This window comes from Armatimonadota bacterium (assembly GCA_013314775.1).
GTDB lineage: Bacteria > Armatimonadota > Zipacnadia > Zipacnadales > JABUFB01 > JABUFB01.
Genome location: JABUFB010000024.1, coordinates 1 through 25,441, shown reverse-complemented (window position 1 = coordinate 25,441; position 25,441 = coordinate 1). Strand labels below are relative to the sequence as shown.

Sequence of the window (25,441 nt, the reverse complement as noted above, 5' to 3'; positions counted from 1 at the left end):
CTGGGCCTGGGTCAACTTGCCGGCACCACCGCCGGGTCCTGCCAACTGCGAAACGATCTTCAGACAGTCACGCTCTTTTACGCTCATGAGTAGTTCCATCCCGGATAGTTCGCCGCGCGACGACGATGACACTACCACCGGACATTTCTACTTTGCACCAACCGGACATTATCACGTTGCGCTTACACGGAACGGTGTTGAACCACGCAACGAATCACGGCCCCACTGTTCGCGCGGCTGATCTGCGCTGCATAGCCGGCCTTCGGAGCCACTTGCAGGGAGATGACCAACACCGGCCCCTGGGGCAACTATGAGACTTTCCCGACATCTTCCGCGCCGATCCGCGGCAAGATGAGTCGCGACGGGTAGGCCGCAGAATGGTGCACCCTCTGCCGCGCAGTCACGAGTTGGGTTTCGATCAGGTCGTCCCCGCCCGTGTTGTGATTGCGGTCGTGGCACGGAAAGTCGCTGCTGGTGATCTCCAGGCGTATGCGGTGTCCGGCTTTGAAGCAGACGGCGGTCGGCCCGAGGCGGATGGCGAACTCCGTCACCTCCCCCGGGGTAAGAAGCTCCTCGCGCTCGAACCCCTTGCGGAACCGCGCCCGCAGGAAACCGTAGCAGACTTCGAGGGCGATGCCATCGGGGCCGTCATCCACGAGGCGCGCGAAGAAGTCGGTGTCGGGTGCGGAAGAGGACGCATAGAGCACGACTTCCGGGCAACCGACGACTTCCAGATCTTCCTGCAACGGCTCGGTCCGGTAGATCAGGATGTCACGGCGATGCTCAAGCCGGCGGCGATCCGGGGCCTGGGTGAACATAGCGGCATCCCAGAGCGTTGGCACCGGATTGCGGGGGTCATATGTGTACTCATCGGGATGGTCGACTTCGGGCGGCCGGGCAACGAGCGATGCGCCCGCCGCGACCGGGTTTGCTGAGCCGGCGCTGTCGAGGTAGAGGACGTCGCGCGCGGTTACTTCCGGCGGCCACGTTTCGCTGGCCTTCCACTGGCCGGAGCCCATCACGAAGTAGCGGCAGGCGGGCCACTGCTCCACGCCATTGTCGACACCCTTGAGCCAGTGGTCGAACCACTGCAGTGTCATGAGGACCATGTCCACTTCAGCCTGCTGGCCAAAGTCCACATCGCCGCACTTCCGATTCCCCCTCCCGGCATGTCCCCACGGGCCGATGATCACTTTCGTCTGCTCTCGTGCGGTCTGTGTAGCGGCGTTTTTCTGCATGCTGGACAGGTGCCCCGCCGACCAGCAGTGATCGTACCAGCCCGTGAAGTCCAGGTTCGGCACCTGGACCCGGCGGTGCTTGTCGGTGAAGCGCCACACCGGGGCCAGCGGATTATCGAACCAGGCACGAACTTGCTCACCCAGGGGCGGTGGGAGCTCGTCGGCGATATCGCGCCAGGGCAGGAAGGAAAGCCACAGGTCGCCTGCAGGCCGTGACCACATCTCGCGGGCCTCCGCGGAATCGTGAGGCGGCGGCCAGCCGGCGCGTCTGCGCAGGTCCGGCGCGATGCTCACAAGCCACCAGTGCAGGCGCCGCGCGGCTTTGAATGCGCCCGGGTAGTCCAGGTCGGTGAGTTCCACCGGGATGGTGCTTGCGAACATGGCCACCAGGTGCGGCGGTTGCGCGGAGGCTGCTTCCCACGCCAGCCAGCCGGGATACGACGACCCCATCAAACCCACGCGACCGTTACAGTACGGCTGAGCGGCCACCCATTCCACGCTGTCGTAGCCGTCATCCGCCTCCTGACTGTGAGGGATATGGAAGGACTGGAACTCGCCGTCGGAGGCGTAGCGACCCCGACAGTCCTGGTTGACGACTACATACCCGGAGCGTACGAAACGCTGGTCGCAGCCCTGTCCCTTCCCGTAGGGAGTGCGGGTAAGTATCGCGGGGAACTGGCCGGGGGCATCGGGCCGGAAGACATTGGCGCGCAGGATCGTCCCGTCGCGCATCGGCATTTCGACGTCGATCTCGGCGATGACTCCCAGCGCACCGGCACTGTGATGGGACATGGGGAACACCTCGCGGAAGGCTGGCACGGTCGCGGGATTCATTCGTCGTAGCAGGGCGGGGAACCTGTCCGTCTCAGAGGGAAGGACCTCCGACTACAGACCGGCCTCGAAACGCGCGATCATTTCGACCTGCACCTCCGGCGGCAGAGAGACGTACGGGGCCGAGTAACCGGCGATGCGCACGATGAGGTCCCGGTGCAGTTCGGGTTCGACGCGCGCCGCGCGCAGTTCATCGGCGCTCAGTCCATTGACCTGTACCTGAAGACCGCCCATGCGGAAGTACGTTCGCAGCAGCGCCTGGAATCCGTGGCGGCCCTCGACTGTGGCCAGCAGACCGGGGGCCACGCGGATGTCCAGCGCCTGCCCGCCGCTGTACGCGCTCTGGTCGATGGTTGCGGCGGAGCGCATGAGGGCGGTGTGCCCGCAAGTCGCGCGTCCGGGCGAGGTGCCGATGTTCTTCGCCAGCGGCTCGCCGGCACGGCGGCCATCCAGACTCGCGGCGGTCTTTGCTCCCGCAGGGACGTGAGCCGTGAGGGTATGAAAGGAAGGCAAGTAGTACAGACCATCGTGGGAATGCCGCGAGACCGCGTCCGCATACTCTTCCGCAAGCCGCCGCGCCATCTCGTCAGCCCTCGGGTCCCCATTGCCGTACTTCGGCGCGCCCAGGATATTCCGCAGAATCGTATCATGCCCCTCGAAGTTGTCCCGGGCAGCCCGGACCAGTTCCTCCAGGCTGTAGATGCCACGGTCGAAGACCAGTTCCCGAATCGCCACCAGCGCGTCGGACACGTTCACAAGTCCGAACGCCTCCACGATCACCGACTGGTATCTACAGCCGCCGAGAAGGCGGTCCTTTCCGCGCGCGACGCAGTCCGCAAGAAGCGCCGAAACGAGAGGGTTCGGACGTTCGGCGCCGCGCCGCTGTGTGTCCCGCTCGGTCTGCTTGATGAACAGGTCCACAAGCTCCCTCGTGTACCCGCAGACCGTGGCAAACAGTGCATCGAAGTCCCCGTAAGCGTCCGGAGCCTGCGTAGCCAGCGACAAGGGCAACGCGTGGGCGAAGGGCCTCCCCCCGTTGAGCGCAAGCTCAAGTGGGAGCAGCAGGTTCACCACCGTGCCCCACATGTTCGACCATTCCTGGCCGGGCATCACCAATCCCATGCAGCTGTTCGCGGCCGAGCCATGCACCTCATCTGCAGGCACGCCCCGGCGGATGAGCGCCGCCTTGCAGGGTTCTTCACCGTAGAAAGTGGGCTGACCGATGGCGAACAACGCCGGGTCGGTGTACAGGTCGAAGGCATCTTCGGGGAGACCGTCGTCGATGCGCGCCGCGAGAATCGGCGCCGGGAGACGGAGCCGTGCGGCGACTTCCACGATGGTTCGCGAAAGCGCATTGAACAGGGTCTGCCCATGCTCGTCCGAGCCGCCGAGATTCACCGTGCAGGCCGCATCGCCGAAGAAAGAGTTCAGCGCCCGGAAGAACTCCTCCAACTGGTCCTCAAGTTGCCCCAGTGGGATGCCGCGGTCCAGATCTCCCATGAACAGGGGGAGCAAGTACTGGTCGAGTCTGCCCAGGCTCAGCGACGAGCCGGAGCCCTCGGACAGCCCGACCGCGAGATGGATCAGCCAGACGCTCTGGAGGGCTTCCGCGAAAGTGCGCGCAGGCAGGCTGGGAACCCGCCGGCAATGCCGGGCAATCTGCTCCATGCGCGCGCGTTCATCCTGATCTTGGGTCTCAGCGGCCAGCGCATCCGCAAGTAGCGCATAGCGCTCCGCCCACCGAATGACGCCGACCAGCGCCGCCCGCATACCTAGCAGGTACTCGCGCTTCGCGCCAGTTGCGTCCGCCAGGCCGGCGTCGATCTCGGCGAGGATTCCGCCCAGGCCTTCAGCAATCACCCGCCCGTAGTCAACAGTGGTGTGGGCGCTGCCGCCGTCGCTGCCGTGGCAGTGGAAACGGGCGGCCACCAGCTCCAGCGGCGAAGGAGCGGAGGGAGTCGGCGCAGGTGCGGGTGCGGGCTCGGCACGGGTCCAGCGCGCGCGGTCGGCCGGCGTGCAGTATTCCCACCCGAATTCCCCGGCGAGTGCACTTCCAGTCGGGATGCCGACAGGCACGCGCTCCAGGAGGTAAGCGAAGACCTCGCCCTCGCGTACGGGTGCCGACGCAGTGTTCAGCCGCCGGACCTGAATGGCTTCCGCGCGTACTGCGGCGACCAGTGACCAGATGCTCGAATCCGACATCGTCGCTCTCTTGGCGTGAGGTTCCGTGCCTCTGCGTCCGGGTGATGGCGAAGGTAACCTGCCCAGGAAATGCGGGCAAATGCACTCGTCCGGGTATGCGTCAGCGCTCGATCGGACGACTTGTCAGCAAGCCGATACAGCGTCCACGAGCGCCGGTAGCACAGTAGTACAAGTACATGGTGTCATTGGCTGGATTGTACACCAGGCTGATCTTGTGGGCATACTGGCTGTCGAGTCCGTCCGGGTGCCCACTTGCCTTGTACAGTGGCTCGGGATCGGCCACCCAGTGGATCAGGTCCCGCGAGAACGCCACCATTATGTGGGCTCCACCCCTGCCCACACCGAAGTAGAACATCACCCAGTGGTCGCCGTCGCGAAACACTTTGGGGTCCGAAGCGAACTGTTCGTCCCATCCCCCGGGCCGCACACGCAACACGGGATTCAGCGGGTAGCGTACCCAGTTGAGCAGGTCGGTGGAGAACGCCACGCCACTTTGCTCAATGCCGCCCTTTGCTGCGTTGTAGAAGTTGTAGTACAGGCCGTTGTGCTCCACTAGCCACGGCTGATAAATGCAATCCTGTTCCCACTCGCCACGGTCGCGCTCATGAACCGACAGGATCCAGGTGTCTTTCGCGCGGCGCCAGGTGAGCCCGTCGTCGCTCACCGCCACGCCCTCATAGCCGGGGCGCAGTTCGTAGCCGCCCTGGCGCGGATAGCAGCCGTAGAGCGTCCAGAACTTCCCGTCCAGCCTTTTCAGAACGCGTGGGGCCTTCACCTCGTAGGACTCATACAGATAAGCGCCCACAACGCAGCCGCCGTTGTCGAACTCGCCCTCGGGGCCGAACCCCATTGCCAGTCGGGGCGTTCGCCAGTGGATGAGGTCGTCGCTCTCGGCCACGAAACTGTTGTAGCCCTGGCCGTTGAAAGCGATGAAGCTCATGTACCACCGTCCGGGCTGCCCGGGAAGCTGGTAGACGCAGGGGCAGTCGGTGCTGTGGAAGTCTTCGAAGCCTGGGATTCTCGGCTCGGCGGGGATAACCGGTTCGGGCCGGTAATGCCACCCGCGATAGGGTGCGGACCACTGCTGCAGCGTTTCGTCGGATATCATCGCATCACCATCAGCGCTGGCGGCGGCAGCCCGCCAGACCAGACAGGCCAACGCCACTCCGAATGCACGCCGACATTTGTCTCCGGTTAGCATTTCTCGCCGCATTCCTGTTCGTGCTAGGCAGCGCCCCCAAAGTTCCGCGACTTCGGCCCTATTCCCTTCGCCCGGCAGGATGAACACAACGACGCGACGAATTACGAGACCGATGGACGTCAAGACCGTGTCGGCAAGACCGGCCGATGACTGTGTGCTCGTACTGTGGGCGTCACGGGAGAGGGGAGACCACTATGCATGCAAGAAACGTCCTGTCTGCATTGCTCACTCTGTTTGCCCTGTTCATCTTCCATGCTGTCGGCTTCGCCCAGTTCGGCCCCGAAGCGCCCATGCTCGCCCACCAAACCCTGTCCCCCTTCGGCATCGATGCTCCCGATGCGGTAGAGACCGGCCTGTTCACATTCAACCCCGCAGCAGCAGTCGGTGCAAAGGACTACCAGATCCGCAACTTCCTGGAACTGGACGGAGGCCGCATCAGCTTCGACAATGGCCCGGGTGTGGATACTTACATACAGACGTACTGGGGCAGTTCAGGGAACAACTATTTCCGGATAGCACGCTACGACTTCGAGTCAGACATCGCGCCCATGCCGCGAATCTTGCCCCCCGGAGTCTCCGCGCAGTTTGCGGGTGAGGCGTGGGCGCTCACCTACGCGCGGGAGGACTTCGGGGTCCGCTGGGGCGTCACCTGGTATCCGCGGAATGAGTCCACGACCCGGCTCTTCGTGGACACTCCCGCGGGGCCTCAACCCATCGCGCACGGCGAGGCCGAGAGCGACCTGTGTGGGCGCGTCGGCTTCCAGGTGCCGGTGACAGACGATCTGACCTTCGGCGCGGCCTACCACCGCGATGAGAGCGACACGTGGTTCCTGCCCCCGCCGTCACTCGCCCAAGGTGGCGCCAACGGTCTTCTGACGGGCTCATACGAAACCGATGTTGTAGTTGTGGGCCTCGCATGGCGCCCTCGTCTCGGGACCACGGTCTCTCTGGACTTCGAAAACGGGGATATTGAGGGGCCCAATGTCAGCGAGTCCATCAACATCTGGTACGTGGCGCTGGAGCAGTTTCTGTCTCCGAAGTTCTCGGTGAAAATAACCAATCTCGACCAGGCTTGGGGCGTGGGCCTCAACTACTACAAGTCGGCGGATTACATCCTGGGAATGTCCTTCGGACCCAGCGGATTCCGGCGCACAGGGGAGTACCTGGGGCATGCAGACGTGTTTTACGGGTGGTTCGCTACGACTTGGTGAGTGAAACGGCGACCGTCGCTGGCCCCGCGAAGCAGACGCCGTGATCAGCGCAACCTGGATGCGATGCCGAGTGCATACGCGATGGCGGCCCGGGTGTCCATCGTGTTCCCCTGTTCCCACTCCCGCGTGAAAGCATCGTCACCCATCGTGCCACGCACCGCGGCGATGCACTCGTCCCATTCGGCGCGGAGTATCGGGGGGATTGGCGCACCGCATGATTCCCGTAAAGCAGCGGCGGCCCCACACAGGCGCGCCGCTTTCGCTGGCTCCCCGAGAGATGTGCAGGTCTTGGCCGCCGTCTCGAGAGCCGTGGCTATTTCAGGGGCGTCCTCCAGATGCCGGAAGATCCTCAGCGCCTGGGCAACGTGGTCCATCGCGCCAGTCGGATCGCCGCGCAGCCGGGCAAGGTCAGCCATCATATTGTGGGCGTAGGCGATCACCATGCGTTCCTTCGGCTTGGCGATGTCCATGCCCTGCTTATACAACTCGTCTGCACGCCCATAGTCACCCGTGCACCGTGCGATGAGGCCTAGATCGAGATAGGCCCAGGCGATGCAGCGTGGGTCGTGGTGCTGCTGGGCGTAGCGCAGCGCTTCCCTGTGTCGAGCTTCCCCTTCCGAGTAGCGGCCCTGGTAGACGTACACGTTACCCAGAGTGTTGAGCGAGTAGATGGTGCAGAAGTAATCACCGAGGGATGTCCCGTGTTCGAGACTATGGCGGAGGAGCTCCTCGGCCTCGACGTAGTTGCCTCCCCGCCAAGCCTGAACACCAAGCGCAAGGAGTGCGTAGCCCTTGCCAAGTCGGTCCCCGATCATGTCTGCAGTCTCCAGTGCCTGGTAGGCGCGCTTTTCCGCATTCGAGCGATCTCCACGCATTACGGCAAGATGCGCGGATGCCAGGAGCATCCGAGTCTTGAGAAACAGCGATCGCTCTTTCAGGCCAACCAGAATCCGGCTCGCCCATCCGCCGACGAGGCCGTAGGGATACCATCCGTACCACTGCCAGTAACCCGCTGTGCCAGTCCGCGCAGCGCCGTCATAGTCCCCGACGGACAGGCTCCATTCCAGAGCGCTGCGAAGATTGGCCGTCTCGGGCTGCAGCTTCACCACGGCCTCCCCGATGTCGACTTCTGGCGGACGATCGGCAGTGGTCTCGAGTGGCATGCAACCGGTCGTCTCCGCCAGCGCAAGATAGTAGTCCCGGTGCCGGCGGCGAAGGTCATCTGCCTCGCCTGCCTCCTCCAGCCTTTCGGCTGCATACTGCCTCACCGGCTCCAGCAGACCGTAGCGCATGTTGTCTCTGCACGGGTCTACCTCGACCAGGGACCTGCTTACCAGCTCACCCAACAGGCCCAGTACCTCATCCCGTTTGATCAGCCCGCGGATAACGTCGGGATCGCTGGTCACGAATTCAGCGGCCTCCAGCGTCCAGCCACCCGAGAACACTGACAATCGACGCAGCAGGGCCCTTTCCTGCTCGGACAGCAGGTCGTAGCTCCAGTCCATCGCCCCGCGCAGCGTCTTCTGGCGGGCGTCTGCCGTGCGCGGGCCGCGGTTGAGGAAACTGAGCTGATTGTCCAGCCTCTCAGCAATCTCACACAGGGGAATCGTGCGCGCCCAGGGGGCTACCAGTTCGAGCGCGAGCGGGATGCCGTCAAGGCGCTGGCAGATGTGGACGACCGCCACGGCATCCGTTGCGTGCACCCCGGCCGCCGACGTCTGCGCCCACAGGCGCTCGGCAAGCAACTGGGTCGCCTCGCAACTCGCCATCGCCTCCAATGCCCCGTGCTCGTCGATCTCATCCCAGGGCAGGTGGGGCACACGCAGGGGAGACACCCGCCACACAATTTCGCCCGGCACGTCAAGGGGTTCACGGCTAGTGGCCAACAGTACCAGGTTGGGGCACGAACGGAGCAGCTCAACCACCAGGGAAGCGACCCCTTCGATGATGTGCTCACAATTGTCAAGAATGAGGAGCGTTCTGCGAGGGCGCAGGTGTTGTACTATAGCCCTGAGGGTCGGGCCACCCGGGGCATCATGCAGACTCAGCAGAAACTGCAGCGCCTCGGGTATTTCAGCCGCGTCTGTAAGAGGCGCGAGTTCCGCTAGCCAGACGCCATCCGGGAACTCGTGCAATAGGTCAGCTCCCACCTGCGCCGCGAGCCGACTCTTGCCCACACCGCCGGCACCTGTGAGCGTGAGCAAGCGATTGTTTCTCAGCAGGCCGCTGATCTCTCGCAGTTCCTGGACTCTCCCGACGAAACTGGTCGGCTGGATCGGGAGGTTATTTGGGAAAGCATCCAGGCCTCGCAGAGGCCCGAAGTCGGCGGGCAAGTCAGGGTGCAGAACCTGGTACGGGTGCTCGGGATGGATAAGATCGCGCAATTGGCATTCGCCCAGGTCCTTCAACGCCACGTCTGGGGGAAGGGCGCCGTTCACTGCGCAGGCCGTGCGCTCGGAGACAAGTATCTGCCCCCCGTGGGCTGTGGCGAGAATGCGCGAGCATCTATTGAGGGGCGGCCCTAGATAGCCACCGTTCTGACACCAGGCCTCACCCGTGTGAAGCGCTATGCGAACCGCTAGCCCGCCGATCCCAGTCGGCCAGCGAGCACGCCTTATCTCGAGCTGTGCCATAACAGCGCAGCGGACCGCATCTCCCGCGCCGGCGAAAGCGGCGCAGAAACCGTCCCCGCTGGCGCTGAAGATCTCACCTCCGCAGTGCGCCACTGCGCGGCGTATGATCGCGTCATGCAGCGCAATCGCCGCGGGCATTTCTGCCGGGTGGTGCTCCCACATACTCGAGCTGCCCTCGATGTCGGTGAAAAGGAAGGTGATCTCGGGCCCATCCAGCATGCGAGCCTCCTTCTGCGCAAACCCCAGACGCGAGTCTCATGCGCACGGGCTGATAGGCGCACGATCCTCGCCCGTACGTCGTTGCTCGAAAGCCGATTTCAGACGCGACACATCTGGTAATTCGGTGTCGACTCGGTCTTTTCCTGCGCCATCGGCCACAAATGGGCAAAAAACAGTCGCGTGAGTGCTCTTCCGGCTACTCGTGGCCGGACTGTGTTGACGTCGGTGTTCTGTCAGCCTATACTTATGTGGGAGACCGTCTCTTACAGGTGCCGCTGGAGAGACGGGGCTGATGAGACCCTGGCTCAATATGCATTCCCGAATTGCTGTTTACCGACGGCTTGAGGCCTGAGACGCCACGGGTGTCGGAGTGCGCTCCCGAGCGTCGCACCGGCGGCTATCCGTGTTGCTCCATGTCGGCGTGACTCGCCGGACGGCGCCTCCTGTCATACCCCGGGCGTCGCCTTTCGGGCCCAATCATCGGGGTCATGGCGGAGGAATATCTGAAGGGCGTGGCGGCTGGTGCTTGTGGAGATGCAGGGGTTGCCCACATTCGGAAGATGCGGGATTCGAGGCGTCGTCGGCGAGACAATGACCGATGAAGTGGTGGAACGTGTCTCGAGAGCGGTCGCGCGGCACCTGGGACCATTCAAACGGGTCTGTGTTGCGAGGGACACGCGACCCAGCAGTCCCGCCATTGAAAGCTGCCTTGTAGCTGGGCTTGCGTCAAACGGGCTCGACGTGATGCGGCTGGGCATGATGCCCACGCCGGGCCTGGCCCTGCTGACCCGGGAACTTGGGTGTGACCTGGGGATCATGGTCACAGCAAGTCATAACCCTATTAACCACAACGGGTTCAAGTTTTGCGACCGCAACGGCATGGCTCTGAGCTGCGAGGCAATCGAGCGCGCCTTTTACGACCGCGGCAGCGTCCAGTCGCTGTTCCCCGGCCAAATCCACGACATCTCGGGCAACGATGTGCTCATCACGTGGCTGCGCGAGATGTGTCCGATGCCGCTTAGGCCCCTGAAGCTCGTTGTTGACTGCGCTTGCGGGCCGGCGGGTCGCATTTTCCCGGAACTCCTGGCCGACCTGGGACATCAGGTCACCACGGTCAACTGCGCTCTTGATCTAACCCTGTGTACCCGTGATCCCGAACCGACGCCGTCCACGCTGGAGAAAACGGTGGAGGAGGTGCGCCGGGTTGGAGCGGACGGCGGGATTTGCCTGGATGGAGACAATGACCGCGTTGTGTTTCTGGACCACGAAGGTTGCCTGGGACTCCACCGCTGCAACGCAATCATGGGACGGATCGCACTCGAGCAGGCCTGCGGCGGCGAGGTGATCGGCACCGTTGAGACGGGAAGGTACGTGGAGGAGGCCGTCACTCTGGCCGACGGCCGATTGTGGCGAACAAAGGTCGGAGACACCAACGTCGCCCGCGAGGTGAAGAATCGGCAGGCAGTAATCGGCATGGAGGAGTGTGGTCATTACATCCTGCCGCAACTCGGTTTCTTCTCATCGGCCCTCTACGCCAGCATGGTCCTGCTCGCGCACCGTGATCTGAATACGATCCGTAAGGAGCTTGCCCCGCTTCCCGAGCTTTTCCGGGGAGAGAAACGTTTGAGCTGTTCAGAGGCGAGCAAGACGAGGGCGATGGAGTCCGTGAAGCACTGGGCCAGCCGGTGTAGCGGCCAACTCACAAGCATCGACGGCGTCCGAGTTGACTGGGACGACGGCTGGCTGTTGGTCAGGCCCAGCGGCACCTCGCCATACATCAAGGTCAGCAGCGAGGCAGTGAGCGCGGAACGTCTGGACGAGCTAATCGACATGGGTATGTCACTGGTGCAGGTGGCTCTGGCGGCCAGCGAATGATCATCCGGGGTGCACCTGTGCACGAGGCGTGGGTGCAAGAACCTCGATCAGGGGGAGACGATGGGCAGCGAGCGTGCATACCTGGTAACTGGTGCGGCCGGGTTCATCGGTTCGCATCTCGTCGAAGCATTGCTCTCCGCGGGACGCCAAGTGATTGGGATCGACAGCTTCGACCCGCATTACGACCCCAAGCTGAAGCGCGGCAATATCGCCTCACTGCTGGCACATGAAGGCTTCACCCTCGTCGAGGGCGATGTACGCGATCCCTTGCTGGTGCGGACCTGCCTCAATAAGCAAAAGATCGGTGTCGTCGTGCATTTGGCCGCGAGGCACGGCGGGCAGACGTTCTTGGAAGACCCAGGTGCGTGCGTTGGGGACAACGTCGCCGGCACAGTGAATCTGCTCCATGAGTGCGTCGGCAGGGGCATCGAACGGTTCATTCTCGGGTCGTGCTCGTCCGTATATGGAGCAGCAAATTCAGCGCCATTCTCGGAAGAGCAGTCAATCTCGACGCCGACCTCGCCCTATGCGGCCTCAAAGATCGCAAGTGAAGCTTTCTGCTACACGTACCATCACCTGTATGGCCTGCCCGTGGTGTGCCTGCGTTTGTTCAGTGTCTATGGTCCCCGCCAAAGACCCGACCTGCTCATCAGCAAGTTTGTCCATCTCATGCTGCAGGACAAGCCCCTTCCTGTCTACGGGGACGGTGAGGTAAGCCGCGGTTTTACCTACGTCGATGACGTTGTTCGAGGGATAATAGCGGCCAGTGAGCACCCGAAACTTGGGGCACCCAGTTCATTCGAGGTCATCAATCTCGGCAGCGACGCTCCCTACACAGTCATGAATATCGTACGCGCCCTGGAGCTGCTACTGGGCATACAGGCAAGAATCGACTGGCGGCCGCCGACCCGCGAGGATCTGCCGAAGGCGTGGGCCAACGTCACGAAGGCCCGCAAGTTGCTGAACTGGACGCCGGGGACCAGTCTCGCCTCAGGCTTGCGCGCTTTCGTCCGCTGGTGCAGAGAGCAAAACTGTACCCGTGCCTCCGCCTGACGGCATCAGCAGCATACGCTGCGGCCCGGTGCTACCACCATATCCCTCCGCAGGCCACCCGATGCAGCCCCGGGCGAACACCATTAGGCAGCGTCTCAGCAATCGCGTCTTCTGCGCAGGTACAGGCCGACCGCAATCAGACCGAGCCCAAAGAGCCCCAAAGTCCCCGGCTCGGGTATGTCATTCTGGTACGTATTCAGGTTCAGGTAGTAGTCTCCGGTGCTAGTCCCGTACACCCCAGTCACGCGAAGCCGCCACCAGCCCTCGACATCCGCCCGGTACGAGAAGTGCGACTTGCGGCTTGCGAAGACATCGTCCTGGGCGATCCGGGGGGTACCCGCAGGGTCATACAGTTCCAGGTAAGAATCGAGACCTTCGGTCCCAAACAGGTCGTCTGAAGTGCTCGCGGCCAGGATATCATGGGCAGACATCCACAAGGCGTACCAGTCCTCTTCGTTTCTGGCGCCAATGGATCCGTAGATGGTGGTCGTGCCCAGGACCTGCTGTGCGCTACCAAACGCGTGGTGATCCTCGATCTCGTACACCCACCCATCGTTCTGTGGTCCGAAGTATACGGCCTCCTCCACGAAGTAGGCCTCGCCGAAGTCCTTGCCAACCGGCGCTTCCTGCCACTTCCACCACTCAATGCCGTCCTCGACCTTTGCCGACACTCCCTTGACACCGTCGGAATTGCCGTCCAACCATGTGTCGCGGCAAGCAAACCACTGGTCGCCCGGTCCATTGTCCTGGTAGCCGTAGGCCACAACGGAGTGCCCCTTTCCGTTGTTCAGGCTGAGATTGATAATCATCGGCCTGCCCTCATCAATCTCACGCATCAGCAGATCAAAGCTGAAAGCGCCCAGGGCATCCTGGGGGCTCATGGTGTTTTGGTTGTAGACCAGGTGGTGGTTCGAAAAGAAAGTGTATGACTCATTGGTGGACGTCATGGGATCGTCCCAATAGGCGTAGCGCCTCAGACCCGCGAAGATGCCCTGAGAGAACGAGCCGCCTGCAGCGTCCGTGCCCATGAAGTCAGCAATACAATTCAGGGGATGAGTTGTGCCGGTGATGAACTCCTGGCTGGCGACCATTCGTTTCGTGCCGGAGCTGCCGTCATCATTGCCCCACCACACCGATGCATCGCCGTCGAAGAGGTTGCCGTAACCTGGTCTCGAGTCCCAGTAACCGAAGAGCATTCCGCCGGCGGTCGGCGAACAGCCATGGAACCACTGATATTCAGGAACACCCATCAGCGTGATCGTCGATGGATGCCCGCACGCAGGCAGAAGGAGAAGCAGGAAATAAAGGGAACGGCTACTCATCCGCCAGCACCCCACCAAAGCGCCAAGGTTGAGGTTCATCGCAGCCATTCCGTATCATGGCCTTTCCCCTCCTTCACCTCCGATGATGGCGGGCAAACGCCAAAGAACGCTACTCTGTGCAAGAGCAGCGCCCTTGTGGGTCAGGTCCCTAGAACCCCCGTCTCATCTCCAGCGCCGCCCGGTCAACACTGTCGGCGTCGCCGTCGCAAGATGACGCCCGCGGGAACTGCTCCCAGGATCATCAGCAGACCGGGCGACAGCTCGGGTGTGATCTCATCACTGTACCCGTTGGCGTTCGCATCGATGAAGTCATTCCCGCACCACATTGCGTAATGCACACTGGTCCTGCCGGATGGGTCGAAGGCATCGGGAGCTTCCATGGGCATGCCGCGAGCTATATTGCCTGCGTTGTCGGTGAGCTGCATGCTCCCGGTCCAGTACCAATTGAAGTCCATCCGCCAGTAGGTCGCCTGCAGTTGCTCGTTGGTCGCCTCGATGTGGTCGGCGGCGAAGGTCTTGTTTGATGCTCCGTGTGTCCACTTGTCGCCCGGCCCGATGTTACTACTGTTCAGGTCGGACACCTTGGCCACGGGGAACTGGCTGGCGTCGGGCGGGACCCATTCGACGAAGTTCGCCGCATTATGCACCCGGTACAAAGTGGGCGTCGTCGTGATGTCGTAAGGGGTGCCTCGCCAGTCAGACACGACGTTCTCCTGCTCACTGGAGTCCAGAACGAGAGCCCAGTCGTAGATGGGTCCGCTCGTTGGGGTCTCATCCGTATCGTACAGGTCGAAAGCGAGCACCGGGTTTTGTCGATACGCCCAGGTCGTGGGCGTACCCCCTGCAGGTTGGCCGTAGTCGCGCTCATGTGCGTTGCGGCCGAACCCTGGACGCACTGTCCCCGCCGGATTGGGATCCGTCCCTGTTGGATTTTCTCCCCGCCATGACCAGTCGGGGATCCACTCGCCATCATTATTCGTCCACGTCGGCTCCACGCCCGGGTAACTGGTGATCAGGAGCCACTCGAGGAAGGTCTCATTGTCTCGAGTGACCACGTCGACAAACAGGTGCTCAATGTCGAACCACTCACCGCCGCTTCCCGCTCCGGCAGTCGTCGTATTGTCCTCGGACGCTTTCCACTCGACGTTTGCCCTCTCCAGGGTGAAGACGTTGCCTGTCCATTTGCCCCAACTCGAGATCGGGCTTGCCTGGATACTGCCGACCAGTAGGAATGTGAGAATTGCACCCGGCAAGAAGCTTCGCATAACAACTGCCCCCTTGCGCGTTGTCCGTCCGCGGGCAGCCCAAACAGCAAGCAAAAAGCCCGCGCGGCAAATTCGGTAGCTCGTGGTGCCGCACGGGCTTCAATTACTGTAGCACAGACCCTACAGAACGAATCTCAAGCATTGCACCGATTGCCCTAATGTTTGTATCAAGAACGGCGATGAAGGTGAGACCTCGGCTTCGGCAGAATAACGTGAGCACAGGTTGGCCGGCAAACTGCATACTCCGGCCAGTGCTCCTTGCTGCGGACACCGCATTGAGATGACTTGCCCGGCGAAGCTACCGGCTGCCGAACTGACGTCCAATACCGGTTTTCCGGGGCCCCTGAATGCCCTATTACCGTGGAATCCTCCACGTCCATTCGACCCTCTCAGACGGGGCCCTTAGCCCCGCGGAACTGCGCGCTCGCGCGCAGGGCCTTGGGCTGAGCTTCCTCATATTGTGTGAACATACTTGGCGGCTGGGGCTGGACATGAGGCTTGAGGCACTGCAGATATGCCGGGACCTGAGTGACGATCAGTTCCTGTGTATGCTCGGCTTAGAGTGCGGGCACCGGGGACGGCATGTTCTGCTGCTGGGACCGCCGGGACTCATCTGCCGTGTGGAGGCTCCACAGGTCGTCCTCGAACCTGCAGCCATGCGCGAGGCGGGTGGGATGACCATCTGGGCTCATCCGGCGGCCACGGCATATCCGAGTCTCGCGGGCGGGATCCGAGCCGACTATGACGGTTGGGAGATTTGGAACCACTACGTCGATGGACCAGTGCCGAGTCTTCCCTTTTGCTCCGCGCTCCGTGCTCAGCGCGCTCTCGGACGCTCTCTGGTTGGACTTGCCGCTGCGGATTTCCACGATGATCGACGGCACCGGATCGTGCCGACGCTGGGGTTGGACGTTCCCGCTCTGGCGGCGGAACTAGTGCTGAACCGCCTTCGGGAAGGCCAGTTCGACGTGCTTTCGTCAGACGGCTCGCCTCTGATGAATGGGTACGCAGAGGGTCCCTACATTCCATCGCCCGGTGCCTGGGCCTATTCCCTGTCGCGCTATGCGCTGCTTCGATTTCGCTCCTGCGCGGTATGGCTCTGGCGCGCTCTACGGCGGCGGGCATGTGCACGTCACGACTGCGCTTCACACTTGCCGATTTGAGCCACGTATGACCCAGGTTCCTGCAACGCTCTGGTCAAAGGTACGCCTGCCGCGCCTCCCCTTTTTCCCCTGCCCCAAGCGGAGCCCACGACGCCCGGAGTGACTTTCGCAGCGCCGTTCTGTGGGTGCAGTCGGCCATCCCTGAGCCAATGTAGCGTCTAAATACACTCTCTTCGGAAAGCTGTAATGCGGCTATTGGTCACAACCTCGTCAATAGCTGCCTTGAGAGCCTTGACGCTGAACGGCTTTTCGAGAAATGCGAGCAAAGGGGACTCCGGCAGAGCACCTGCGGGCAGAGCCTCAATGTCTCCAGTCAGAACGATAACTGGAATGCTCCTCAGCGAGAAACGAGACTGCATCTCCTCGTATAGGATCCAGCCAGGCCCGTCGAGCAACTTGAGGTCGAGCAGTACGAGGTCGGGCGGAAGCGCCTCCATGGAGGCGAGGGCTTCCGCGCAACTCGACGCACAGAGGGTCTTGTGGCCCAGCAGGGAGAGGACGTCGGTGAGCAGAGCACGGATCGTATCATCATCGTCCACGATCAAAATACGGACGCACACGACGTGACGACCTCCGTGGGCGCGCACCCCCCATGATCCAATACAAAGAACGCCCGCACAGCAAACCACTCACTCGTGGTGCCGCACGGGCGTGACTTGTATTCTGCCATAAAGACGGGTAACTGTCGCTCATTTTTGCCTAAAGATTACATTCAACGCAGCTGATCAACGGCGACGGACAGGCGACACACCCGACCAATGTCCCTTCACGGGCCGAGAACAAGATCCGGGTAGCCTTACGTGCCAACGTGGTGCGGGGCATCCTATCGATATGCAGTGCTGCTTGAGGTCTGGGAACTCCTCTGCAACCTGCTTGCTCCTGAAATCCATGTGCCCCGCTCTCGCCGTGCGGTCCAGGCCGGTGAACTGCGTCCTGCGTGGACCGAGCACCACGCACAGACAAGATGCACCGAAGTGGCGACAGGTGAACCTGGGCACGACTGAGACATCCAGTGGAAGACTGTGCTGGCGCAGACCCATTTCCATGTCGGGCCTCGGTGCGGTTCTTCTCGCAATGGAAGAGACAGCAGACAGCGGTCAGACTTCAGCACGGCTCGACGGCGGCCGACGGCGCGTCCACCGGTTGAGGGAAAACCCAGGATACGGTATGCTTCGGAAGGCGCCTTGTCCCGGCGGGCGGAGATGTGGCGCGTTGCCGTGTCTGAACCACGCTGCAGGAAGCTCTGGACAGTGGGACGGTCCGATGGCGACCCGATCGCGCGGGCGCGTAGCCTATCGCGCTGTTTTCGGCTGCCCTCAGCTGCCGGACCCCTTTCTCGCGCGTGGGTAACGACGCTCTGCGGGAGGTGCAAGATGGATTCGGTCAGGCACACCTTCGACGTCGAACTCGAGAAACTCGACGGCACAGTCCTGCACATGGGCGAGTTTGTGGCCAACATGCTGCACGATGCAATGGATGCCCTCGTCCGGCAAGACGAAAACCTTGCCCGGGATGTGCGCGACCGCGACGAGGTGGCGAATCGACTCGACGACGAGATCGAGCAAAGCGCCATACGATTGCTGGCGTTGCAACAGCCGGTGGCCACGGACCTGCGTCGAGTCGCCAGCGTCCTCAAGGCGACCACGGACCTGGAACGGGTCGGCGACTACGCTTCGGATATCGCCCAGTGCGCCATAAGACTGGCCGGAGACCCGTATTTCGCACCTCTCGAGGATATTCCGGAGATGGGCCGCATCGTGGAGGGCATGATCCGCGATGCCCTCAAGACTTACGTGACCCGCGATGTGGTTTTTGGCAAGAGCGTGCGGGATCGGGACAAGGAGGTTGACCGTATCTACAAGCGCGTCCACTCCCAGTTGCTGGAGTGGATGGAGAGGGAGCCGCGGGTCATCCACCAGGCGAGCGAGATGATGTTTGTGGCGCGGTATCTCGAGCGTCTCGGCGACCATACCAAGAACATCATCGAGCGCATCGCCTACGCGGAGACGGGGTCGCTGCGCCCGTGGCGAAACGAGGAGTGGAAGCGCGAGCACGGCGTCCTGCCCACCGAACCCGGACCTGTGGAACCGCCGGAGGAGCAAGTAGATCATGAGGAGTAGACTTGGGGTGGCCATGCGTCGGGCCCGTACCGGGTTGAGAGTCACGGTGGCGATAAGCATGGCCATTTCCGCGCTGGCAGGCTGCCACAACCCGCAGGCCGGCGGTCTGACCATTGCCGGCTCCACCTCGGTGCAGCCCGTGGCCGAGATGCTGGCCGACAAGTACATGGCCGAGCATCCGGGACACCAGATCAATGTCCAGGGCGGCGGGAGTTCAGCCGGCATCAGCGCGGTCCTATCGGGCGCCGCGGCGATCGGCATGTCCTCGCGGGAGCTGAAACCCGACGAGACCGGCCTCACTCGCTTCCTCTTGGCCAGGGACGCGATTGCCCTGATCGTGCACCCGGACAATCCCGTGCATGAGATGACCACCGAACAGGCGCGTGGAATCTTCTCGGGACGCATCCGCAGATGGGATGAGATCGGCGGTCGTGCCGCACGTATCACCTGCATCACCCGCGAGGAAGGCTCGGGCACACGGAGCGCCTTTGAGGAGATGATCATGGGCGAGGATGTCCAGATCGCGGCGGACGCCATCGTCCAGGACTCAACTGGAGCGGCCCGCACCATCGTTGCTGATGACCGGAACGCCATTGCCTATGTATCGCTGGGGATGGTCACCCCCGAAGTGACGGCGGTGACGCTGGACGGCGTCAAACCCACGCACGAGACAGTGGAGAGCGGCAAATACCGGCTCTGCCGACCTTTCCTGCTGCTGACCAAGGGCCCGCCTTCCCCTGAAGCGCAAGCATATCTGGACTACGTCCGTCGCCCCGACTGCCAGGCAATCATCGCCGAGGAGGGGTACATACCCGTGAAGTCAGGCGATGCCCAGTGAGGATACGGGAGTTCGTCATCGAAAAGGCATTGCTTGTCTCGGCACTGTCGTCTGTGGGTATGTTGGGGCTCATCGCTCTTTTCGTGTTCATCGAGGGAACGCCGATTATCGCGCGCGAAGGCCCGATCTCCTTCCTGTTCGGCAACACATGGGCCCCTACGAAGGGCCACTTCGGTATATTCCCGATGATCCTCGGGTCAATCTGGGTCACCATCGGCTCGCTGATCATTGCCGGGCCTTTGGGCGTGGCCTGCGCCGTGTTCCTGGTGGAAATCGCGCCACGACGGGTTGCCGACCTCATGCGCCCCGCAATCCAACTGCTCGCCGGCATTCCTTCGGTTGTCTACGGATTCGTGGGAATCATCGTCCTGGTGCCCCTGATCCGCGAGACTCTGGGGGGGCCGGGCCTGTCCGTGCTGACGGCCACGGTGATCCTCGGTGTCATGGTCCTGCCCACCGTGATCAGCATCTCCCAGGATGCGCTCGAGGCCGTCCCCAACTCATACCGCGAAGGGGCCCTCGCCCTGGGGCTCACCCAGTGGCAGGCAATCAGCCGCGTGGTTCTTCCGGCTGCCCGAGGCGGGATCACAGCGGCTCTGGTGCTTGGCATGGGCCGCGCAATCGGCGAGACGATGGCGGTAATCATGGTGGTGGGTAACGCGGCTAAGCTGCCTGTAAGCCCACTGGACCCTGCCCGAACCCTAACCAGCAATATCGCGCTCGAGATGGCCTACGCTGCAGGAGAGCATCGCGAGGCGTTGTTCGCCACAGGCGTGGTTCTTTTCATCTTCATCATGATCCTGAACACCCTCGCCAGCCTGCGTGCGGGAAGGCGGGGTGAGCGCTGATGGCCGCGAGTGACAGACACACTGCGCGTCTGCGTCTAAACCCGGAAACAACGCACCGACTGGCGGTCGTTGGCCTGTGGGCCTGCGCCGGACTGGCCCTTGGCGTCCTGGCGGGGATCATCGTGCTCGTTCTGGCCAAAGGCCTGCCGATGCTCAGCCCAGGCTTCCTGCTGGAATCCCCGGAGCGCATGGGCCGGGCAGGCGGGATATTCCCCACCATCGTCGGAACGGTTCTGCTGACAATGGTTGCTCTGCTCATGGCTACGCCACTGGGCGTCGGCACTGCGATCTACCTGACCGAATACACCCAAGCCGGGCGGCTCGCGAGAGTGATCCGCTTCGGTGTCGAGTGTCTCGCCGGGGTGCCCTCCATCATTTTCGGCCTGTTCGGGTTCATCTTTTTCGTGATCCACCTGAAGATGGGCTGGTCGGTTCTGTCCGGTGGCCTGACTTTGGCGATCATGGTCCTGCCCACCATCATCCGCACCGCCGAGGAAGCGATTCGGGCGGTTCCGGCGTCGTATCGCGAAGTGTCCTTCGCGGCCGGAGCCACTGCATGGCAGACGGTGACCCGGGTGGTGCTCCCCGTTGCCCTGCCGGGCATCATGACCGGTGTGGTGCTGAGCATCGGGCGCTGCGTCGGCGAGACTGCTGCCGTCATCTTCACCGCCGGGACGGCGCTTCGCCTGCCCTTGTCCATTTTCAGCCCCACCCGCACCATGGCCGTCCATTTCTACATCCTGGCCCGCGAGGGGCTGTCTATGCCGCATGCTTACGGTACCGCGGCAGTCCTGATTATCGTAATTCTGCTGGTAAACACCATCGCCAACATGATCATGGTTCGCTTCCGGGCGAAAGTCACGTGAAAGGAACAGACACGGCCAACCCCATGCCATCTGCCGAGACCTCAGGTCTATACGATCCCAAGATCGCCATTGATAACCTGTCGGTTTCTTACGGCGATACCCCGGCACTCAAGTCAGTGAGCCTGCCGATATACGCCAATGAGATTCTCGGCATCACTGGCCCCAGCGGCAGTGGGAAGACCACATTGCTGCGTATGATCAACCGCCTGAACGATCGGGTTCCCAGTTGCCGCCATGATGGACGCATCCTCCTGGACGGTCGGGATATCCACGCGCCCGAAGTGGATGTCAACGAGCTGCGCAGGCGCATCGGAGTGGTGTTCGCCCTGCCGACACCCCTCCCCAAGACGATCTTCGAGAATGTGATCTTCGGCCTGCGCATCGCAGGTGTCAGGGATCGTCAGCTCCTGGAGGATCGTGCCGAACAGGCCCTGCGTGATGCCATCCTGTGGGACGAGGTCAAGGACCGACTTGGTGACTCCGCTCTGCGGCTGTCGGGTGGCCAGCAGCAGCGCCTGTGTATCGCGCGCGCTCTCGCCCCGCACCCGGAGATTGTCATGCTGGATGAGCCCTGCTCGGGTCTGGACCCCATCTCCACGCTGAAGATCGAGCAGGCCTTGCAGTCGCTCAAAGAGCGGTACACTATCATCCTTGTCAGCCACAATGTGCAGCAGGCCTCGCGCGCCACGGACCGCACGGCCTTCATTCTCATGGGGGAATTGGTGGAGTGGCAGCCCACCGCGGAGATCTTCACCCGGCCTCGCGACACCCGGACGGCGGACTTCCTCGAGGGGAGGTTCGGCTAACCATGCAGCCCAACCCCGGGGCAAAGCTGTCCGCACGGAACCTGAACCTTTACTACGGGTCATTCCACGCGCTGAAGGACGTCAATCTCGACGTCCAACCCCGCAGCATCACCGCAATCATCGGCCCGTCCGGTTGCGGGAAGTCCACCCTGCTGCGCACCTTCAATCGCATGAACGACCTCGTGCAGGGCGCGCGTGTCGAAGGCGAGGTCACACTGGACGGCCAGAACATCTACGCCAAAGAGACCAGCCTCGTCACTCTTCGCAAGCGGGTCGGGATGGTCTTCCAGCGCCCGAACCCCTTCCCGTTCTCAGTGCGTGAGAACGTGCTGTTCGGGCCTTACGCCCACGGGATAGTGGGTCGAGACCGCCTGGAGGAGCTTCTCGAACGCAGCCTCAAGGCCGCAGGCCTGTGGGACCAGGTAGCGGACAAGCTGGACACCCCCGCACTGGAGCTGTCCCTCGGGGAGCAGCAACAACTTTGCATTGCCCGCCTGCTCGCGGTGGAGCCCGAAGTGATCCTCCTGGACGAGCCCTGCTCCGCGCTGGACCCGTACTCGACGCTGCACATTGAAGACCTGATGCGCGCGCTGAGCGAGACCTACACCATCGCCATCGTGACCCACAACATGCAGCAGGCGGCGCGCGCCTCGGATCGCGCCGTGTTCATGCTGCTGGGCGAACTGGTGGAAGAGGGCCCTACAGGGCAGGTCTTCACAGCCCCCTCTGATGAGCGCACCGAGCAATACATCATGGGCCGATTCGGTTAGCCCCACCACGGCGCGCCTTCGCGCATGAGTGTTTCACCCCGCGCGCTGGTAGAGTCGTATCCAGTCCAGTTCAATCGTGTCCCCCGCGCCGCCAATGTCCAGGCGCAAGATCTTGAAGGTCCCGCTCCACTTGCCATCAACCTGCTTGCGGACCTGGTACGTGTGCCACTCACCATCAGGGACCAGCCTGAACACGATGGCCTTGTCGGCGGTCATAGAGGGTTCCGACGTGGTGGTCCAGAAGAGTTCACACGCCGACACGCCTTTCGCGGTCCTGAGCCGCAGGGCAATGCAATCCAGGTCGTCCACCGGCACACCCACATTGTCCACGATGAGCTGGGGATCGTCGCCCAGGGCCCTTGTCTTGAGAACGCCCTGCGCCACAGTGAACGGCTCCACCTGGTAGGGCATCCAGCCCTCGGATGAACCGCCATCGAACTCCCAGCTCCTGGCAACGGGGCCTTCCGGCAGGGGCGAATCGATCGCCCACTTGACACTGCGTGGAAAGCGCGGCGGATCCGGGTATGCTTGCTCCTCTATCGCCCGCGCGTCCGCCAACTCTTGACCCTTGAGGACGCTGTAGCCGGCAATCGCCTCGGGGCTCGGAACCAGGTCGGTATGCTGCGCGGGGGCATTGGTGAATGTGGAGCGGACGGCATCAAGCATGCCGAAACCGAACTCCTTGTCCGGCTCAATGAAGCTCCCCTCACCCCACTCATTCCACGCCTCAATGATCGCCAGGTTGGTACGCCGATCGATGTAACGCAGAGCGTTGCGGCACTGCCGAGCGAACTTTTCGGGGGTCTTCCCTGTGATCACCGGAGCCGCGTCGCCTGCCCTCGGGCGGCTGTCCCAGTTGGAGCCGATGGAGAGCATGTAAGGAAGGCCGTCAGCGCTGGAAACGGCGCGCCAGCGGGATTCCTGATGGGCCATCATGGTTTCGTACGGGATCGAATACCCGCCGCGCCATTCGAACTCGGAGTCGAAGTCCGCGCCGTAGCAACCGTAGTCTGTCCGGGCGCTGAAGCCCGCGGCTTGTGCCTCCGCGATGTCCCCGATGGCCACCAGGTACAAGTCGCCGATGCCGCGATTGCGCAAGACCTTGTTCATCTCTTCCAGCGTCTTTGTGAATCCCTCCGGGCCGCCGTTCGCCTGCAGGATGCGCCGGGTGTCCCAGATCACCAGCACCGGGCGGCCGTCCACGGTGAGGTAATTGGGCAGGCAGAAGTAGTTGTCCGCAAGGTACTCGGTCATCTCCACCAGCGCGGGTGCCTGGAAGTCCAGGTCCTTGGGGCGGTTGAACTCGCGGTCTTTCCAGTCGAGGCCGTGATTGCACCAGTGGATGCAGAACTTCATCAGGTTGCAGTGCTCTGCTTTGAGGAAGCCCTGCTCGAGTGTGCGCAGGAGTCGATGCTCGCCGGCGTTCCAGTACCAGTCGAAGCAGAAAAACGAGATGCCGTGCTCCAGCGCCCACTTTATGTGCCAGTCGTTGACCTCAGGCAGGGAGTCGTCGTAGAAGCCCAGAAGCGGCCTCGGGGCGGGCTTACGTGCCACTAGCCGCCACTCGCTGTCTTCGTCGTGGGTGCGGTAGGGGTAATCGCCGCGCCCGGTGTCACGGTACCACCCCGGGAAGATGTAGACACCGAGGGTCACGTCGCCGGTGACAGGCTGGGGCTGGGGTACGCCTTGGCCGGTCCAGATGGCAGTGTCTGCACAGATATGGGAGCTTAGCGCCAGCAGGATAATCAAGCCTCCTGCCCACCTGGTCAATGTCTGCAAACAGGCCACACCCGGGTTCGCCATGGTCTCAGGCCCTTTCATATCGCAATCCGCGCCCATTACGGTTCCGCCACCTTGGGTGGTTTCGCGCCTCGCGTTGCCAGACGCACCGAATAGAGGCTGGTGCGGGCGGTGATGAACAGCGTGTCGCCGTTGGCACCGCCGAAAGCGCAGTTCGCGGCGGATTCTGGCGTCAAGATCTTGCCCACAAGCTCCCCGGAGGGCGAGAAAACGTGGACACCATCGCCCGCCGTGCTGTACAAACGTCCCTCCTCATCACAACGCATTCCGTCCGGGACGCCCGGATCGATGACTGCAAACACCTCGCCACCGCTCAATGTGTTGTCCGCGTTCACGGTGAACCTGCGGATGTGGTGGCGGTCCGATGAATCCGCGATGTACAGCACCCTCTCATCCGGCGAGAAACACAAGCCGTTGGGCATGCCGAAGTCCGACGCCACAGGTACGGGTTCGGTCGCCCCGGGGTCCAGGCGAAAGACGTAGTTGTGCTCCTGCTCGACCTGTTCCTTCTGGATACCGTAGGGAGGGTCGGTGAACCAGATGGTCCCGTCCGACTTGACTACCGCATCGTTTGGCGAGTTCAGCTTCTTGCCCGCGTAAGTGGACGCCAGTACGGTGATCGTCCCGTCGGGCTCAGTGCGGGTGAGTCTGCGTGATCCGTGCTCGCAGGTGAGCAGGCGGTCCTGAAGGTCCAGGGTGTTGCCGTTGGCATTCTGCGAGGGCTCACGCCAGACACAAGCCCCTTGTCCGGGCGTCCAGCGCATGATCCGGTTGGCTGGAATGTCACTGAATAGCAGGCAGCCTTCCGCCGGAACCCAGACCGGGCCCTCGGTGAAGCGCATGCCCGTAGCGACCTGCTCCACCGTCGAACCCGGGAGCAGCACATCACCCATGGCAACCGAACAGATAACGAATGCGACGACGTCGGCCATCTTCTCACCTCCGGGACAGCTATCGGTTCCGCTTCATTTTCGCGACGGCCAGGTACGGTTAGCGGATCTTCTCGAGGAGTTCGCCGGACCAGTTCCAGGCCCCTGCCTGGAGTCCGTACCAAAGTCTAATGCCGGGGCGTGAATTTTGCTGAGAACGCAGGGAGCTACCCTTTGTTCGGAGAACGGTAGGTTGTCACCCAAAACCAATCTCCGAGGGGGTAGCTCCGTGAGCACAGTATCGATAGCGC

Annotated in this window: 19 protein-coding genes; 10 read left to right on the top strand and 9 right to left on the bottom strand. The window is 62.6% G+C overall.

All coding sequences use genetic code 11. From position 1 onward, the window contains the following. Positions 1-308 precede the first annotated feature (308 nt). From HPY44_21660 to HPY44_21650, 3 genes are all read right to left on the bottom strand, one after another. Positions 309-2,030: a CocE/NonD family hydrolase gene (locus HPY44_21660; GenBank protein ID NSW58628.1), complete on the bottom strand. Its 1,722-nt coding sequence runs from the start codon at positions 2,028-2,030 to the stop codon at positions 309-311. Positions 2,031-2,123: 93 nt separating this feature from the next. After that, positions 2,124-4,271: a hypothetical protein gene (locus HPY44_21655; protein ID NSW58627.1), complete on the bottom strand. Its 2,148-nt coding sequence runs from the start codon at positions 4,269-4,271 to the stop codon at positions 2,124-2,126. A 100-nt stretch (positions 4,272-4,371) separates the two neighbouring features. Continuing rightward, positions 4,372-5,379, bottom strand: coding sequence for a hypothetical protein (locus tag HPY44_21650; protein ID NSW58626.1), 1,008 nt, complete (start codon positions 5,377-5,379; stop codon positions 4,372-4,374). A gap of 287 nt (positions 5,380-5,666) precedes the next feature. On the opposite strand from HPY44_21650, the gene HPY44_21645 reads away from it, so the two are divergent. Then, positions 5,667-6,683, top strand: coding sequence for a hypothetical protein (locus HPY44_21645; GenBank protein NSW58625.1), 1,017 nt, complete (start codon positions 5,667-5,669; stop codon positions 6,681-6,683). A gap of 44 nt (positions 6,684-6,727) precedes the next feature. Here the strand turns inward: HPY44_21645 and HPY44_21640 are convergent, their stop codons facing one another. Next, positions 6,728-9,535, bottom strand: coding sequence for a tetratricopeptide repeat protein (locus HPY44_21640; GenBank protein NSW58624.1), 2,808 nt, complete (start codon positions 9,533-9,535; stop codon positions 6,728-6,730). Positions 9,536-10,078: 543 nt separating this feature from the next. Here HPY44_21640 and HPY44_21635 point away from each other — a divergent pair. After that, positions 10,079-11,410, top strand: a complete 1,332-nt coding sequence (locus tag HPY44_21635; protein NSW58623.1) for a hypothetical protein — start codon at positions 10,079-10,081, stop codon at positions 11,408-11,410. A gap of 60 nt (positions 11,411-11,470) precedes the next feature. Further along, entirely contained in the window at positions 11,471-12,463 is a 993-nt protein-coding gene (locus HPY44_21630; protein NSW58622.1) for an NAD-dependent epimerase/dehydratase family protein, read from the top strand. A 95-nt stretch (positions 12,464-12,558) separates the two neighbouring features. Here the strand turns inward: HPY44_21630 and HPY44_21625 are convergent, their stop codons facing one another. Both HPY44_21625 and HPY44_21620 read right to left on the bottom strand, forming a co-directional pair. Next, positions 12,559-13,785 carry a PEP-CTERM sorting domain-containing protein gene (locus HPY44_21625; GenBank protein ID NSW58621.1) on the bottom strand — a complete coding sequence of 409 codons (1,227 nt, stop codon included), beginning with the start codon at positions 13,783-13,785 and terminating at the stop codon, positions 12,559-12,561. Positions 13,786-13,967: 182 nt separating this feature from the next. Then, entirely contained in the window at positions 13,968-15,050 is a 1,083-nt protein-coding gene (locus tag HPY44_21620) for a hypothetical protein (GenBank protein ID NSW58620.1), read from the bottom strand. A gap of 347 nt (positions 15,051-15,397) precedes the next feature. Here HPY44_21620 and HPY44_21615 point away from each other — a divergent pair, with 347 nt between their 5' ends. Beyond that, positions 15,398-16,213 carry a hypothetical protein gene (locus HPY44_21615; GenBank protein NSW58619.1) on the top strand — a complete coding sequence of 272 codons (816 nt, stop codon included), beginning with the start codon at positions 15,398-15,400 and terminating at the stop codon, positions 16,211-16,213. Between the two features lie 158 nt (positions 16,214-16,371). Here the strand turns inward: HPY44_21615 and HPY44_21610 are convergent, their stop codons facing one another. Continuing rightward, entirely contained in the window at positions 16,372-16,773 is a 402-nt protein-coding gene (locus HPY44_21610) for a response regulator (protein ID NSW58618.1), read from the bottom strand. Positions 16,774-17,586: 813 nt separating this feature from the next. Here HPY44_21610 and phoU point away from each other — a divergent pair. The 6 genes from phoU to pstB are packed head-to-tail and all read left to right on the top strand — an operon-like array spanning position 17,587 to position 22,461. Then, positions 17,587-18,333 (top strand): phosphate signaling complex protein PhoU, encoded by a 747-nt coding sequence (gene phoU, locus HPY44_21605; protein NSW58617.1) that lies wholly within the window; start codon positions 17,587-17,589, stop codon positions 18,331-18,333. A gap of 13 nt (positions 18,334-18,346) precedes the next feature. Continuing rightward, positions 18,347-19,171: a phosphate ABC transporter substrate-binding protein gene (locus tag HPY44_21600; GenBank protein NSW58616.1), complete on the top strand. Its 825-nt coding sequence runs from the start codon at positions 18,347-18,349 to the stop codon at positions 19,169-19,171. Continuing rightward, positions 19,168-20,019, top strand: a complete 852-nt coding sequence (gene pstC / locus HPY44_21595; protein ID NSW58615.1) for a phosphate ABC transporter permease subunit PstC — start codon at positions 19,168-19,170, stop codon at positions 20,017-20,019. Before HPY44_21600 ends, pstC begins: the two co-directional genes overlap by 4 nt. Beyond that, positions 20,019-20,885 (top strand): phosphate ABC transporter permease PstA, encoded by an 867-nt coding sequence (gene pstA / locus HPY44_21590; GenBank protein NSW58614.1) that lies wholly within the window; start codon positions 20,019-20,021, stop codon positions 20,883-20,885. The genes pstC and pstA overlap by 1 nt, the downstream gene beginning before the upstream one ends. Before the next feature lie 23 nt (positions 20,886-20,908). Then, a complete protein-coding gene (locus HPY44_21585) occupies positions 20,909-21,691 on the top strand; it encodes a phosphate ABC transporter ATP-binding protein (protein NSW58613.1) in 783 nt (260 codons plus the stop codon). Positions 21,692-21,693: 2 nt separating this feature from the next. Beyond that, positions 21,694-22,461, top strand: a complete 768-nt coding sequence (gene pstB / locus HPY44_21580) for a phosphate ABC transporter ATP-binding protein (protein ID NSW58612.1) — start codon at positions 21,694-21,696, stop codon at positions 22,459-22,461. 33 nt (positions 22,462-22,494) lie between these two features. Here the strand turns inward: pstB and HPY44_21575 are convergent, their stop codons facing one another. Both HPY44_21575 and HPY44_21570 read right to left on the bottom strand, forming a co-directional pair. Beyond that, entirely contained in the window at positions 22,495-24,210 is a 1,716-nt protein-coding gene (locus HPY44_21575; GenBank protein ID NSW58611.1) for a glycoside hydrolase family 99-like domain-containing protein, read from the bottom strand. A gap of 89 nt (positions 24,211-24,299) precedes the next feature. Further along, positions 24,300-25,193: an SMP-30/gluconolactonase/LRE family protein gene (locus HPY44_21570; GenBank protein NSW58610.1), complete on the bottom strand. Its 894-nt coding sequence runs from the start codon at positions 25,191-25,193 to the stop codon at positions 24,300-24,302. Positions 25,194-25,441: the final 248 nt, after the last annotated feature.